This window comes from Nostoc sp. (assembly GCF_036916575.1).
Taxonomy (GTDB): Bacteria; Cyanobacteriota; Cyanobacteriia; order Cyanobacteriales; family Nostocaceae; genus Nostoc.
In genome coordinates this window covers 1-14,621 of the sequence record NZ_JBALGC010000008.1, presented here as the reverse complement: position 1 = coordinate 14,621, position 14,621 = coordinate 1, and the positions used below count along the sequence as shown (strand labels likewise).

Below are 14,621 nucleotides of genomic sequence, written 5' to 3'. Positions count from 1 at the left end.
CTGGCGTTGCAGGGAGGCAGGGAGAGATGAGGAAGATGAGGAGCGGGGGAGAAATTGTAGTAAGTCTTTCTCTTCTGCCTCTTCTGCCCCATGCCCGATACTTACAATCGATTTATATCTTTTGTAACTAACTTCCAGCCTTCAGCTTGGTCAATTAGCTTTATCGACTCTAGTTGGAGATTGTTGAAAGCAGATGCATGAAGCAGGAAATAGGGTTGTCCGTTGTAGTGCCAATAATATTCCAGTTCGCCAACAGAAGCGGGAATGATGGTGCGATCGCTATAATAATCCAACGACGGACGATGAAAAGGAAAAGATGTATAAATCTTCCTCGTAGCTGGATTTGCCCGCACGATCATGGCGGCGACTGGTTTAACTGGATAGGCTTCAGATAATTCCCAAACCCAGTAGTTAGATTTCATTAACAGCAGCAGCGAAATATAACTTCCCCAAAACAAAATCTTCAGAAATTGCCCGTCGCCTCGTTCTGCCAAAATAGCTGCCAAGGTCATAGTTAAAGCTATTGCGGCAAAAATCAGTTGTAAGTCTGTTTTCGGTATCGTACCCCAACTAAAATAAATGCTACCAGCAGAAGCGACTACAGCAAGTATCGCCAAACCAGCGACCCAAGCACGGGGATAGGATGAGAGTAAAGGCGAATTTTCCGTCTCTGATAACTGGATACCAAAAGCTAAGGCTAAACTTGGGTAAATCGGGAATAGATACCAGGGAACTTTGGTAATCATGAAAGAAATTACCAGCAGATAAACGCCACTCCACGCCATTACTAGTTTTGCCCAGCTAAGGTTACGATTTTCCCAGGTTAAGCGGACAGTTTGCGGTAAGAATAATAACCACGGCCATGTGTACTTAAGAAGTTCGATAACATAGTACCAAGGTGGTTCAGAATCCCCTTCTACAATAGGGCCAATTCGGTCTAGTGATGGGTTTGCAAGGCCAATTTGAGCGAAAGTGTAACCATAGTGAATTAGTTGGGCACCATACCAACCAGCTACAGGCAGAATGCCAATGAAGATTGCTATCCACAGATAGTAACAGGTGAGCAGTCGTGGCGTATCCCAAAACAGAAATACGATCGCGATCGCACCTAGTAATACGCCTAGCAGTCCTTGAGTCAGGCAAATTAACCCGAAACTAATACCAACACCCAAGCAATAACGTAAATCTCGGCGCGATCGCAACACGCACAACATCATCACCATCAAAAAACTTACCATCGCCCCATCCAACATTGCCAACCGCCCATGACGCACCACAGGTAGCATTGTTAGATAAATCAAAGCGCTATAAATAGCAGCCCAACGTTGGCGAAATATCTCTCTAGCAATGCAATACAGTAAAGGTACAGATGTCGCTGTTAAAATTGCTCCAGGTAGGCGCGTTGTTAACTCATTTTCGCCTCCTAGAGAATAAGCCCAAGCAATTAGTAAATGCATCAAAGGCGGCTTGTTATAGTATGGTTCGCCTCCTAGCGTTGGGTAAAGCCAACGCATTGAACCTGCTGGTGCGTGCCAAATTTCACGAGCAACCTGTGCCACAGTCCCTTCATCCCAATCTCGCAGCGGCAATCCTCCCAGATTGATGCTAAACAGTAACACTGCTGCCAACAGCAATACTATTAGCCATACCCAATCAATCCATTTGCCACCCGTGCGATGCTGTTTTTCTAGATGACTCCAAATAAAGCTTCCTTCTTGCATATTCTCTGGTAATCATTTTACTTGCTGGTTTGATTACATAGAGATATCTAGCGAATCTCCAATGTTGCCACCCAGTAGCAACGTATATTCTTAACAATTGCTAGTTTCCAAGATTAACTCAACTTTCTCTAATTAGCGCTATTTTTTGAAAAATTTATCTTAGTTAGTTAAAGAACATTTAAGCTGTTCAATGATAAAAATAATACAAATAAAAAATATTTTTTATCTGTACAATAGTCTGTAAATTAACTTGTATTTTTTTTTAATGTGACGCTTAGTTAAAATTTAATCTCCTTATTTTTACTTTGACTTAATTTATAATTATCAGAAATAATTGCTACATAGTTTCCATGACATGCTGAATACTAATATTTTTTAATAATAACTTATCCTAATTAACATAATTATTTATTATCTAATAGTATTTTAATAATAAATAATTGGAACCAACTATTAAATAAAATTATTTAAATGAGTAAATTTTAGTATTTTAAATTTAATGAAGAAACTATTTAATTGGAATATATGTGTTATAGACTTCTATTAAAGCACTTGATGACAATAAGAAATAGCTAGTAAATTATGGGAGCCTTTCAATGAATTTACCTGTAGTTGTGGATATTACTATTGGCTTAGTTTTTATTTACTTGATTTTGAGCTTAATAGCTTCCGAAATTCAGGAACTGATTACCACATTTTTACAATGGAGAGCTAAACATTTAAAACATTCAATTGAATTACTTTTGGCAGGTGGTAGCGAAACTGAAGAATCAGAGTTTGAGAAGGCACAAGAGTTAGTGCAGGAGCTTTATCAAGATCCTTTAATTAATACTTTAAATCAACAAGCCAAGGGAAAAGTAGAATATCTGTTACGGGAGAATGCTAAAAATAGTGGCAAAAAAACCAAAAAAGCATTAGGAAACAAACAAAGCGCCCCTTCCTATCTTCCTTCGGAAACATTTGCAAGTAGCTTATTAAATGCTTTAAAAATTCCCCAGTTAATTACTTATGTGAAACATCCTAGTGAGGAATTTAAAACTAACTTGTACATGATTTTAGCATCTTATAAGGAACTGAAAACAGGAATTAATGATCCCAATAGTGAAAGTTACAAAAAAATTAAACAAGTTTATGGAGATATTGATCAAAAGTTTATAGACTTTGTTAATAATGATTTACCTGATTATGTACCTAATAATTTAATTACGAGTCTTGGGATTATTGGTCAACGTAGTCGGATAAAAATTGATGACCTCACAGAAGAAGTGAATCAGTTTAAAAATGAAGTTGAAACATGGTTTGACCGCTCTATGGATCGAGCCAGTGGTGTTTATAAGCGCAATGCCAAAGGAGTTGCAATTTTAATTGGAATATTAGTTGCAGTATTAACCAATACTGATACATTTCACCTCGCTAAAAGACTGTCGCAGGATTCGGTTATCCGCTCTGCCATTACTCAAAGGGCAAATCAAAAAGAAGATTTTATCACAAATCGAGATACCAGAAGGGAAATTGAGAAAGTTTTAGGAGATGCTTCTATACCCATTGGATGGCAAAATATCAATCAACAGTTTGAGCTAGATACTAAAGACTCGAATAGGGGAAACGTTTTATTAATCATTTGGCAGGGTTTTAAATTAATTTGCGGTTGGATACTGAGTGGTTTAGCTATTGCTATGGGTGCGCCTTTTTGGTTTGATATCCTTAATAAACTTATCAATGTGCGGAATGCAGGACCAAAACCTGTTGCATATACTAAGGATCAACCTTCTCAGAAATAGAGTTTTACAGCAGTTTTCATTTATTTGAACCACATCTGTGGTAAAGAACATTGCTGTTCTCACCTACAGACCAAATTGGGCTGACTACCGTACAACCGAAACAACGGCTGGTGACTGGCTTTTACATTACTATGCCGCAGATTGAAATCTGTCGGTTGGAGTCGATACTCGGCAAAAAGCCTCAGCAGTTGGGCTTCGTGTTCGACGGCAAACACCAAGAATAGATCCGGTCGGCGATCGCCAGTCAGAACATTGATCGCCTGATGTACTGGCTCAGGGATGAAGAACGGGGGATCAACGACAATCACATCAAATTCCCGGTTAATCGGCTGCGGCTCCCGCAAATCATAAAGGAGGAACTCCGCAAATTCGGCAAACTTCGGGTCGATGTCTAGAAGCGTCACCCGGCGCCCTCGTCGATACCATTCGGCTGCAAGCCGAGGCGTACAAAGGCAACAGGGATTCGCATATACATCCAGCGCGCACACGAGCGCAGAAGCAGTTTGTTGTGTGAAGAAAATCTGGCTGAGTGTGAAGTCAGGAGGCACGAATTGGTCGATGGGGTCTACCCTAGACTCAAACCACGGCTGACCAGGACCGATCGCCATCCGCTCCGTCAAAACTTGCTTGAGTTGGTCTTTGTCCATATGTAAACCTCTTTATTGTGGAATTATTAGTCGGTACTGACAAAAAACGCTTAAAAAATAAAAATAACTTCTAGTTTTAATTCTTTATTCTGAAGAGTAATCTCAATTTGCCTGATGAATTCTCGAAAGTAAAATCGTCGCTCTGTTTCCGACAAATCTAACCAAAATTGTGGTATGGAAACAGCTTGAGCGACAGAACGCAAGTTAACTGGGGGAAGAGTTGCCAACTTTGCTTCAAGTACAGAAATTTCTGTGCGGAGTTTGTAAGCCCTTAACTTTGCTGTTTCAACATCTAAAATTCCAGTTTCAATTAAAGCGGGTAACTGAGCAAGTATTTCTTGCTGACGAGCGATCGCTTGCCCTAAACTATTCTTGACTCCATCCAATTGGGGAAAATTCATCCCCGCTACAGCTAAGGGTAAGTCACGGCAAACCGTTTCAATTGTATGTTCTAAAACCTCTTGGTAGGGAATAGCCTTACACTTGGGGCTTTGAGGACAGCTAGTAGAACGTAAATAAAGATACTCCTTATCTTGATTGCGTTGGGTGACACGAGTAACTGTCATGTGTGACTGACACTCAGCACAGACAACCAACCCAGCTAAAGAACGCCTAGCACTAGCAGTTCGGGATGGTAAACGGCTGTTACGGCGTAAAAGTCGGTCAACTTGGGCTGCTTCTGACTTAGAAATTATCGGAATATGGGTATTGGAGATAATTTCACCATTTTGGTAAGCTGTATTGCCGCGATAAACTGGATTAGTTAGCCAGCGTCTTCCTGTGGTGACAGAGATTTTTTTGCCGTATTTTTTCGCCAAGTAACGAACTGAACCCCGCAGGGAACCATAGAGTAAAAAGTGTTCAAAAAAATCTTTGACTACTGGTGAAGTACTGCGATCAATAGTATATTTTCCCTTACCTCTGCGATATCCGTAGGGAACTTTGCCCGGTGGCGGTGCAACATCGAGACGATTACGGGCATGTCCTTCACGGATGCGACGACTACGTTGTTGACGTTGGATTGCGTGTAGCAAATTCAGCAAGTCAGCGCCCAGAGGGTAATTCTCGGAAGTGTAGGGCTGTTCAGTAGCAATTATCGCTACTCCCATTGCTTCGAGTTCATGCAAGCGATCGCTAATTTCCTCTACAGTATCCCCTAATTCTTCCAACCGACGAATCAGGAGATAATCTGCTGCTTCAGTTTGGCAATCGGTAAATAATTGTTGTAATTGCGTTCGCGTAGCGTGTCCAAAGGACTCTGGCTTACCCAAATCTTCATAAACCCGATCCACCTCCCATCCCCAATCGGCTTGATCGGGAGAAGATTCTAATAGCGGATTAGTATAAGAGTAGGCAATGATTTTCATTAGTCATTAGTCATTAGTCATTGGTCATTGGTCATTGGGACAAAACAAGGTAGAGACTTTTTCAATAATTCCCCCTTGTCTTTTTGTCCCCCACTCCCCCTCACTGCTGACTCAACTCAATAATATTTCCATCAGGGTCTTTAGTGAACAGGGCAGCGCGACCGGAAGCACTGGCTTGAATGGGATAATTATGATTAAGGAATTGCTGTTTGGCAGCGTCTAAGTCAGTTACTGAGAAAGCGACGTGGGGATTACGTCCCCATTTTTCGTTGGGGTTTTCGGTGGGGACAGTGGTTGCGACTATCAGGTGAATTTGATAGTCGCCGACTTGATACCATGCACCAGCGTATTTCAGGGAACGATCTATTTTAGATAATCCCAATACTTTGCCATAAAAGTGTTCGGAGCGTTCTAAGTCAGTGACAAGAATTGCTGTATGGAGATTTTGGGTAATTTGCATTGTTGGTAAGTGTGATCGCGTTTATTTAAATTTTGACGTAATTTGAACTCTTGCGGAAAGTGGGGAGTGGGGGACAAGGGGACAACGAGGAATTATTGAAAAAGTCTCTACCTTATTTCGTCCCAATGCCCGATGCCCAATGCTTGATGCCTATGCTCAATGAGAAATGACAAACTAAAAAATGAGGATAAATGATGGATGCTCAATTAAGTCATACGGAAATGAGTGTTGCACGAGAGATTTTACAAGATTATGACCCTGCACAACACGCTTTGAATCACTTGGAAAAACACAATGGCAAAGTTGAAACTGCTTTTGAGGATTTGTGGAATGAGAAAAATGGACAACCGTTGATGCAGCAAGGTAAATCACTTTGGCAAGTAACACTAAAGGTATTGCGTGAGGAACTCTGTGGCGATGAAGGTTTTCGCGGTCAAATTAAAGATTACACGAAGAATCCAGGGAGTTCGCCCTTGCTGACAGGGTTGATTATCTCCCTTGTTGGTGTAGCGACGGCACACGGTTTGCCAATTGATCCAGCGATCGCAACTGTTATTGTTTTATATATCCTCAAAATCGGCTTGAATATTTTTTGCGAATACACCGAACCATCTGTTGGCAATTCTGCAACTCTAGCACCAGGAAACTGATGTGCTACCTTGCAAATCATTGCCCTGGATGCTTTGTGTATAGCGTATACTCTGACCTCTCTCCAAACCTCTCTCCTAAAAGGAGAGAGGCTTTGAATCTTACTCCCCTTCCAGCAATAAAAGTTTTTCCGCTTCCCTGTCCTCGTAGGAGAGGGTTAGGGAGAGGTAGGGAAGGGGTTGGGGGTTAGGTCTGTATTGGATTACCGTGATAAGCGGCGTCTACGCTCCTATAAGTGCCTTGTCTCGGTTGGAGGCGCATCCCAGTTGTTGTTACGGCCATCAGCAAATCGAATGGGCGCTTCAATGAGTTCCGTTGGTTCGGCGTTGTCAAGGGCAGCCAATTGGACTGAAACGTAGTCACCGCCAATTTCTTCAACGTGCCCACGAGCAAACGATCGCACGCCGCAGTGCTTGCAAAAGAGATGATGTCCAACCTTTGAATTGAACTGGTAATCGCTCAAATCGCCCTCGCCGGATAGCAATCGGAATGCGTTGGGCTTGATGATTGCGTTCCAATTCCGCGTTTTCGTGCAGATCGAGCAGTTACATTTGTTTGTACCCAAGCTCAGGTCAATGTCGGCTTCAAATCGAACTGCGCCACAATGGCAGCTTCCTATAAAGGTTTTGAGCATCACAATTTCCCAAGAGATTGTCGTCCGAAAAACGTGCAGGCTTTTGTACAGTGACAAATTAAATGGCGTTGAAACAAATTCTTATCATCAAGCTGGGTCTAACCTCTTGCAATTTGATTGTATCAACTAACAATGCCATTGTATCGACTGAAAATGCCATTGTATCGACTGACAATGCGATTGTATTGACTAACAATGCGATTGTATTGACTTGCTACACTTGCCTAATGAGTATGATCTGGTCGCGCCACTGTTAAATGCCATCACTCAATCACTCTGGTAATCCCTCTAACGCCTCCCGTGCGTAGGCGCAGCCCGTCGTAGACATCGCCCCCCGATATTCATCTTTATACTCAACGTATATTTCCAACGCTGTCTACAAATGAACCCTTGCCTTTGCGTATGTTTTCTTCTGCTTCTGCAAGCGTTGCTAAACTGTGGTAGGTGAGTGTTGGGAATAGCGATCGCTAATCTAAACTTTGATTTTTAGCTTACAATTTAGTAATCTAGCCAGTTTTGTACAAAATCTCCAAATGCTGACAGAGTATATTCAAGCAGCTTTGCACAGAGCAAACTATGAAATTTTAGAAGATGGTACTTTTTATGCAGAAGTACCTGAATTGCAAGGGTTATATGCGAATGCGTCTACACTGGAAGCTTGCAGAGAAGAGTTAAAACAATCTTTAGAAGAGTGGATTGTTTTAGGACTACAGTTAAGGCATAATTTACCGGAATTAGACGGAATCTCTCTTGCTTTGAAAAAGGATGCGGCTTAATGCCAAACTTTGGGCCGATTAATCGCAGGGATTTAATTTATTACCTGAAAAAGCTTGCTTTTGAGGGCCCTTACTCAGGTACAAAACATCAATTTATGGTTAAAGATGAACTGAGATTAATTATTCCTAACCCCCACGAAGGAGATATCAGCAAAAGCTTACTGGTAAAAATTTTAAAACAAGCTCAAGTTAGTAGAGATGAATGGGAAGCGCTTTAAACAAGCGATCGCCTTGCCATCACTCTGGTAATCTCTCTAATGCCTCACGTGCGATCGCCCCCCAATATTCTTCCTTATATTCAACATATATCTCCAACGCTGTCTGCAAATTAACCCTCGCCTCTGCGTAATTTTCTTCTGCTTCTGCAACCAGTCCTAAACCGTGGTACGTGCTAGCTTGGGAATAGCGATCGCCAAATTCGATTTTGATAGCTAAAGCTTGTTGGTAACTGCGCCGCGCCTCCTCAAATTCCCGCAATTTTTGGGCAACTCTTCCCAACTCGTGGTAGGTACTGGCAGAAGAATAGCGATCACCAAATTCGATTTTGATAGCCAAAGCTTGTTGGTAATTGCGCCGCGCCTCCTCAAATTCCCGCAAATCTTGGGCAACATATCCCAACTGGTGATAGGTGCTAGCAGAAGAATAGCGAGCGCCAAATTCGATGTAGATTGCTAAAGCTTGTTGGTAATTGCGCCGCGCCTCCTCAAATTCCCGTAAATCTTGGGCAACTCTTCCCAACTGGTGATAGGTGCTAGCAGAAGAATAGCGATCGCCAAATTCGATTTTGATAGCCAAAGCTTGTTGGTAATTGCACCGCGCTTCCTCAAATTCACGCAAATATTGGGCAATTATTCCCAATTGGTGGTAGGTGCTAGCTGAAGAATAGTGATCGCCAAATTCGATTTTGATAGCCAAAGCTTGTTGGTAATTGCGCCGCGCCTCCTCAAATTCCCGCAAATTTTGGGCAACTCTTCCCAACTCGTGGTAGATGCTAGCAGAAGAATAGCGATCGCCTATTTGTTGCTCAATTTCTAGACGCTGTTGAAAGAAAGTTGTCGCCTGTGTAAATTGTCTCAATTCTCGGTAAGCATTCCCCAGGTTAAACAAAGCAGCAATTTCGCCGCGAGGATTCTGAAGTTGCTGTGAAATACTTAAAGATTTTTGATAATAAGTGATCGCTGTATCAAATTGCCTTTCCTGAGAATAAGAATCTCCTAATGTGTTGAGGACTTCAGCATGGAATGTGGAATCTGGAAACTCACTAGCTATTTTTTCGGCTTCTTCTAAATATTCTCTAGCTTTGATAGGTTCTATCTTACTTATATACGCGACTCCTAGCTGATGCAAAATATTACTACAGTTGCAGAGGTTTTCTCCTATTGGATGATGTCCAGTAGGTTTATATTCCATTAGCAGGCGGTGTAATAAATCGATCCGCTCTTGCTTTTCTGGTGGTTCTAATCTGTTTATAATTCTCTCAGTAGTTTGAGCCTCATTAATCGCATTATCTTTAGTAATTTGAGGTGTTTGAAACCGAAACATCCCCGATTGCCAAGCCCAAAAATCAGGAGCAAATTTGGCTAACCGAGTTAGGGCATAATCTGGCAGAATAAACAGAATCGGATAAGGAACAGTTCTTTTATAAGCATCTCGGACAAAATTGAGGTCTTGTAAAACTGGCGGATAGTCTCCATAAACGCCAATAGATTTTTCTAAACCTTGTACAATCAAGACTAATTTTTTGTGAGATTCTATCTCAAGAGTCGGTAATATCTTGACAATTTCATCTCTGATAAATCGCAAATTGGCATCAGGTAAATTCAAAGTAACAAACTGAATATCCCGACACTCAGGATTTGTCTTTAGCGCCTCAACTAATATTTCTGCATCTGGGGGAAAATTAATTTCTATAAAACCAATGGTAAACTTTTCAGCAAAGTCTGCAAAGGTGAGTAATTGAGCAAATACCTCTTGATTAAGGGCGATAAACGGCCCGATTTCTGAGCTAAGGTTGCGCTGCAAGTGCGGATGCGAGGGCTTTCTGGAAGAATTCATTTTGCTTCACCACTGGATTGGGATAATTCCACCGTTTATCGCCGTTGTATTCCAAAACTGAAGTGTTAAACAGCATTAACTGACCGATATCATCTTTGCTGACATTCTTAGTGATACACACTTGGGCTAAAAACGCATAATGTTCTTCAGAAATAAACCTTTCAAAACTAAATTGCTGTTGTTTCACAGCATAGATAATATCTTCGGCAATAATTTTGGGGTGTTTGCGAGTACTAGCAGTTTGGCAAGCAGTCCGCATCATCTGCATTAATTGGCGGACATGTCCTCCACTGGCTTTGGCTAAATCTAGCAATTCCTGGCGAGATGCAAATACAGCATCAATATCTACCCGCTTTTCAATCACACTGGCGACTGCTTCTAGTCCGGTTTGATTGTAGTTTAAATGGCAGCGATCGCGTTCAAATTTATAAATATTCACCATTGGGACAATATGAGGATTACCATCAAACTGATTGAGTGGGTTTTTAGGCGAACAAAGCACAGAAATTGGAACTGTATAAATTATCGTGCAGTATAATTCTTGTAACTGAGCCGCATAATCAAAAAATAAATGTTCTGCGATCGGTGGTGGTACGCGATCCATATTGTCAAAAATAATCAATAAACCTTTACATTGAGGTAATTTTTTTCGGAGTTTAACGTAGGCATCTCCTAATAAAAGGTTAATATCTGCCTTCAGACGTGATAGGTCTTTTTCTAAAGTTTGGCGAATAGTAGTTTTTTGTTTATCAGAACCTTTAATTTGTGCCAGTAATTTAACCATCAATTTAGCGATAAATGGAGCTTCTGGTTTCAGAGTCGCTTCTCCCTGAATACTGACAGACTTTTCTACAGTTTCTTCGGTTTCTTTAGTAATATCCTTAAACCAAGATTCAAAGTTTTCCAGAAGTTGAGGATCAAATTTTAAACCTAATTTCCGCAACTCAAATTCTACTTGTTTGATGACGATTAAATATAAATCTGTATAATTAGCATCATTAATATCTGTTTCTTCGTTCACTTCTAAATAAATTACGTGGTATTCTTTTTCCCATTGGTTCTGAATACGTTTTAACTCTGTACTTTTGCCACAGCCGCGATGTCCGGTAAACAAAATTGTGCTGAAATCTGCGGGTTCTTGAAAGTCTAAAATCGTACTAACGCTGTCAATTGCTGAAGTTTTACGGACTGCTAATAAATCAACATAGTACCGCTCCATGTCTGCACCCTCTAGCGGTTCAACATTACAAACTTGAAATGCAGCTTTGAGAGTATTAGCACGCTGGTGATTCATTGGGTTTTGACTAACTTTATAGATATGACTTTCTCAATCTTAAATTTTAGGCGATCGCAGTGCGATTTTACATCTGATCAAAGTTTACTTCTTAGTATTACATTGTAGTATATTATACATAAATAAACTAGATAACAATATAACCTAAAAAATTTTTACCGGATGGCTGCGATCGCGCTATCTTGAAAAATGAACTTTCAAGTATGTAAAACTGATGAAAGGCTAAAATCCATTTATATATAGATATACATCATCAACTAACAGCATGAAAATAAATTAATTGTCTTGATTGAGGATGTTTCCGATAGGCTAGTACCGCAGGGCGGAAGTCAAAAGGAGCCAGTGCGTTGGGCGGGTTCCCCGACTTGTTCGCTCTTAGCGTTCCCGCAGGGTAGCAACTGGCGTTCAAAAGTCACTCATTCAAAAGTATTATGGAATAAGCTCTTTAGGGATTTTAAATGGTTGCTCTATTTCCGCCGTGGCCTACTAGTACCGCAAGGCGGAAGTCACTCATTCAAAAGTATTATGGAATAAGCTCTTTAGGGCTTTTCAATGGTTGCTCGTCTTGCAAAGTGACGCTCCTCTGTTATAAAGTTCTGCTCCGATAGCGCAGCGTAAAGCCTTCTCTTCTCTTTCAGAGACGCTAACGCGAACGAGAGGCTTGTCTGCGACACGCTGTTCGCGAACGCCAACGGCATAGCTTCTCTACGAGACGCGAGTCCGCGAGCGTCGGAAGCCTGCTATCAAGCAATACGCTTGAGTTAAGGATATTTGTAGTTGGGTTGAACCTAGACGCCGGAGGCGGCTTAAGGCAGGGTAATGAAATCCAACAAACCACAAAAAATGTTGGGTTTTGTTCCTCAAACGCCACTTGCTATCATAGCGGGAACGCTAAGAGCGAACATCTCTTGGAAAATACGCAACGCAGTGGCTCCCCAACCTACGCTGGTTTTGGTTTTTGGCTTTAACCTAAGCTTATTGTGCTATCAAGTGCTTTAGTATTATACAAAAATTACATGGAACAAGTAATCACTGCAATGGCAGATGCTTTGTTTGTAACCAATAATTTAGGAAAAATCAAAAAAGTAAATCGTGCTGCTCAACAATTATTTGGTTTTAGTGAAAAAGAATTAATTAATCAACCAATATCACTGATAATTGATGATGATCAAGGATTAATCCCAGCCATTTACCAGCATTCTTATTTTCAGAAAAATTTTCAGAATTTTGAGGTAGTTTGCCGAACAAAAACTAGAGAAAAGCGGCTGATTGCTTTTTCTTGTTCAGTGATTCCGAAAAAAATAGCAGGACTAGAAGATATTGTCTACATTGGTCGGGATATTACTGCTCGGCAGCGCCGGGAACAGCGTACAAGTACCCAGTATGCTATCACTCGTAGATTATCAGAATCCGAGAGCGTAAAGCAGGTAATTCCGCAAATTTTGCAGTCGATTTGTCAAAACTTGGGATGGGATTTAGGCGAACTTTGGACAGCAAGTCAATATATTGGCACTTCGGTACAGAGACACAGCAGCAATGCATTACTAAGGTGTGTGGAAATTTGGTCAAGTCGAGTAATTTCTGTCCGAGAGTTTAAAGCAATCACCTGGCAAACTACCTATACACCGGGTATTGGCTTACCTGGTCGAATTTGGAGCAGACGTTTGCCCTTGTGGATTCAAGATATCACAGAAGATGGAGACAAAAAGCGATCGCAACCTGCTGCTGAGGCAAGATTGCACGCAGCTTTTGGCTTCCCCATCTTAGAGGATAGTGAAATCTTAGGAGTGATGGTTTTCTTTAGCCGGGAGGTACAACCAAAAGATAAAGACCTATTGCAATTGGCGGGTTCTATTGGTAGTCAAATCGCCCAGTTTATCAAACGCAAACAAGCAGAAGATGCACTTGTAGAAAGTGAAGAACGATATCGAGATTTATTTGAAAATGCTAATGACCTGATTCAATCCGTCAATGCCTATGGTCGTTTTTTGTATGTCAATCGTGCATGGCAAGAAACTTTGGGATATAGCGAAGCTGAAATTGCGAATATGACTGTTTTTGATATAATACATCCAGAGTGTAAACAACAATGTTTACAAAGGTTTTATCGCCTGCTGTCAGGAGAAAAGTTTGCTCAAATAAAATCCGCATTCGTTACTAAAGATGGTCAAACAATCTTTCTAGAAGGTAATGTTAACTGTAAATTTGTCGAAGGTTATCCAGTTGCGGTTCGCGGCATTTTTCGCAATGTCACTCAGCGACTAGCAGCAGAAGAAGCGCTGCGCCGTCAGCAAGAAGAAACCGAACGTTTATTGCTGAATATTTTGCCAGCCGCAATCTCTAAACCCTTGAAAGAAGAACCAGCTAACATTGCCGAAGACTTTGCTGATGTCACAGTTTTATTTGCAGATATTGTCGGCTTTACCGAAATTGCTGCTTCTATGAGTGCAATTCAAGTAGTAAACTTACTCAACCAAATTTTCTCAGCTTTCGATTACCTTACTGAACAAAATGGTTTAGAGAGAATCAAAACCATTAACGATGCTTATATGGTAGTTGGTGGCTTACCCACACGCCGCCCAGATCACGCTCAAGCGATCGCCCAAATGGCACTGCACATGCAAACTGCGATCGCTCTATTTAATACTGAGAATAACCAAAATTTCAATATCCGTATCGGTATCCATAGCGGTTCCGTAGTGGCGGGAGTAATTGACCTCAACAACTTTACTTATGATCTCTGGGGAGACACAGTAAATATCGCTAGCTGCATGGAATCTCAAGGTCTTGTTGGTAAAATCCAGATTACAGAAGATACTTATAAGTGTTTGTGTGATGAATTTTTATTTGAAAAGCGGGGCGAAATCGAAGTTCAAGGCAAAGGGAAAATGACAACTTATTTGTTGATTGGGCAAAAGTGAAAAAACGGGAGTGGAGAGTGGTGCATATAGCGATCTGACCTCACTTCCATTCCTCTCTCCTTTTAGGCTACGGTGTACACACAAGTATGACCAGCATAGGTTTCAACTCTTTTAGTTGTTTCGTAGGGTGCGTTATGGAGCAATACGCTTGGATTAAGGAAATTTATCTGTTAAGGCAGGCTGTTCTTGAGTAGGGGGAGAGAAAAAAGCTTACAGCAATTTTCAGTTAAATAGACCATGCGGTAGGGGCACAGCATTGCTCATAGGTGTCAACTTAACGTGAAAGCTAGATTTGGCGAACTTTCCAGGTTTGGGCC

General features: G+C 41.2%; 12 protein-coding genes. 5 read left to right on the top strand and 7 right to left on the bottom strand.

Annotated elements, in window-relative coordinates; all coding sequences use genetic code 11:
- Positions 1-101: 101 nt before the first annotated feature.
- Positions 102-1,721, bottom strand: coding sequence for an ArnT family glycosyltransferase (locus V7L29_RS03320; RefSeq protein ID WP_334693685.1), 1,620 nt, complete (start codon positions 1,719-1,721; stop codon positions 102-104).
- A 596-nt stretch (positions 1,722-2,317) separates the two neighbouring features.
- On the opposite strand from V7L29_RS03320, the gene V7L29_RS03315 reads away from it, so the two are divergent.
- Positions 2,318-3,502 carry a hypothetical protein gene (locus V7L29_RS03315; protein WP_334734520.1) on the top strand — a complete coding sequence of 395 codons (1,185 nt, stop codon included), beginning with the start codon at positions 2,318-2,320 and terminating at the stop codon, positions 3,500-3,502.
- A gap of 59 nt (positions 3,503-3,561) precedes the next feature.
- Here V7L29_RS03315 and V7L29_RS03310 read toward each other — a convergent pair whose 3' ends face one another.
- The 3 genes from V7L29_RS03310 to V7L29_RS03300 form a co-directional block, all read right to left on the bottom strand.
- Entirely contained in the window at positions 3,562-4,110 is a 549-nt protein-coding gene (locus tag V7L29_RS03310) for a hypothetical protein (RefSeq protein WP_334734538.1), read from the bottom strand.
- Positions 4,111-4,199: 89 nt separating this feature from the next.
- On the bottom strand, positions 4,200-5,516 hold the full coding sequence (locus V7L29_RS03305) for a recombinase family protein (RefSeq protein ID WP_334693688.1): 1,317 nt from the start codon (positions 5,514-5,516) through the stop codon (positions 4,200-4,202).
- A gap of 100 nt (positions 5,517-5,616) precedes the next feature.
- On the bottom strand, positions 5,617-5,976 hold the full coding sequence (locus tag V7L29_RS03300; RefSeq protein WP_334693689.1) for a VOC family protein: 360 nt from the start codon (positions 5,974-5,976) through the stop codon (positions 5,617-5,619).
- 194 nt (positions 5,977-6,170) lie between these two features.
- On the opposite strand from V7L29_RS03300, the gene V7L29_RS03295 reads away from it, so the two are divergent.
- A complete protein-coding gene (locus V7L29_RS03295) occupies positions 6,171-6,626 on the top strand; it encodes a hypothetical protein (RefSeq protein WP_334693695.1) in 456 nt (151 codons plus the stop codon).
- A gap of 227 nt (positions 6,627-6,853) precedes the next feature.
- Here the strand turns inward: V7L29_RS03295 and V7L29_RS03290 are convergent, their stop codons facing one another.
- A complete protein-coding gene (locus V7L29_RS03290) occupies positions 6,854-7,258 on the bottom strand; it encodes a GFA family protein (protein WP_334693690.1) in 405 nt (134 codons plus the stop codon).
- A 533-nt stretch (positions 7,259-7,791) separates the two neighbouring features.
- On the opposite strand from V7L29_RS03290, the gene V7L29_RS03285 reads away from it, so the two are divergent.
- Both V7L29_RS03285 and V7L29_RS03280 read left to right on the top strand, forming a co-directional pair.
- Positions 7,792-8,034 carry a type II toxin-antitoxin system HicB family antitoxin gene (locus V7L29_RS03285; protein ID WP_334693691.1) on the top strand — a complete coding sequence of 81 codons (243 nt, stop codon included), beginning with the start codon at positions 7,792-7,794 and terminating at the stop codon, positions 8,032-8,034.
- Positions 8,034-8,252 carry a type II toxin-antitoxin system HicA family toxin gene (locus V7L29_RS03280; RefSeq protein ID WP_334734519.1) on the top strand — a complete coding sequence of 73 codons (219 nt, stop codon included), beginning with the start codon at positions 8,034-8,036 and terminating at the stop codon, positions 8,250-8,252. Before V7L29_RS03285 ends, V7L29_RS03280 begins: the two co-directional genes overlap by 1 nt.
- Before the next feature lie 19 nt (positions 8,253-8,271).
- On the opposite strand, the gene V7L29_RS03275 is transcribed toward V7L29_RS03280, so the two are convergent.
- Both V7L29_RS03275 and V7L29_RS03270 read right to left on the bottom strand, forming a co-directional pair.
- Positions 8,272-10,089 (bottom strand): tetratricopeptide repeat protein, encoded by a 1,818-nt coding sequence (locus V7L29_RS03275; RefSeq protein WP_334734518.1) that lies wholly within the window; start codon positions 10,087-10,089, stop codon positions 8,272-8,274.
- Positions 10,040-11,383, bottom strand: coding sequence for a P-loop NTPase fold protein (locus tag V7L29_RS03270; RefSeq protein ID WP_334734517.1), 1,344 nt, complete (start codon positions 11,381-11,383; stop codon positions 10,040-10,042). Before V7L29_RS03270 ends, V7L29_RS03275 begins: the two co-directional genes overlap by 50 nt.
- Before the next feature lie 1,016 nt (positions 11,384-12,399).
- Here V7L29_RS03270 and V7L29_RS03265 point away from each other — a divergent pair.
- Positions 12,400-14,304, top strand: a complete 1,905-nt coding sequence (locus tag V7L29_RS03265) for an adenylate/guanylate cyclase domain-containing protein (protein ID WP_334693694.1) — start codon at positions 12,400-12,402, stop codon at positions 14,302-14,304.
- Positions 14,305-14,621: the final 317 nt, after the last annotated feature.

Excerpts from the sequence above, each read along its gene's own strand:
- V7L29_RS03285 (WP_334693691.1), top strand. The coding sequence starts at position 7,792 with ATGCTGACAGAGTATATTCAAGCAGCTTTGCACAGAGCAAACTATGAA.
- V7L29_RS03300 (WP_334693689.1), bottom strand. The coding sequence starts at position 5,976 with ATGCAAATTACCCAAAATCTCCATACAGCAATTCTTGTCACTGACTTA.
- V7L29_RS03295 (WP_334693695.1), top strand. The coding sequence starts at position 6,171 with ATGGATGCTCAATTAAGTCATACGGAAATGAGTGTTGCACGAGAGATT.
- V7L29_RS03310 (WP_334734538.1), bottom strand. The coding sequence starts at position 4,110 with ATGGCGATCGGTCCTGGTCAGCCGTGGTTTGAGTCTAGGGTAGACCCC.
- V7L29_RS03270 (WP_334734517.1), bottom strand. The coding sequence starts at position 11,383 with ATGAATCACCAGCGTGCTAATACTCTCAAAGCTGCATTTCAAGTTTGT.
- V7L29_RS03290 (WP_334693690.1), bottom strand. The coding sequence starts at position 7,258 with ATGCTCAAAACCTTTATAGGAAGCTGCCATTGTGGCGCAGTTCGATTT.
- V7L29_RS03275 (WP_334734518.1), bottom strand. The coding sequence starts at position 10,089 with ATGAATTCTTCCAGAAAGCCCTCGCATCCGCACTTGCAGCGCAACCTT.
- V7L29_RS03280 (WP_334734519.1), top strand. The coding sequence starts at position 8,034 with ATGCCAAACTTTGGGCCGATTAATCGCAGGGATTTAATTTATTACCTG.
- V7L29_RS03320 (WP_334693685.1), bottom strand. The coding sequence starts at position 1,721 with ATGCAAGAAGGAAGCTTTATTTGGAGTCATCTAGAAAAACAGCATCGC.
- V7L29_RS03315 (WP_334734520.1), top strand. The coding sequence starts at position 2,318 with ATGAATTTACCTGTAGTTGTGGATATTACTATTGGCTTAGTTTTTATT.
- V7L29_RS03265 (WP_334693694.1), top strand. The coding sequence starts at position 12,400 with ATGGAACAAGTAATCACTGCAATGGCAGATGCTTTGTTTGTAACCAAT.
- V7L29_RS03305 (WP_334693688.1), bottom strand. The coding sequence starts at position 5,516 with ATGAAAATCATTGCCTACTCTTATACTAATCCGCTATTAGAATCTTCT.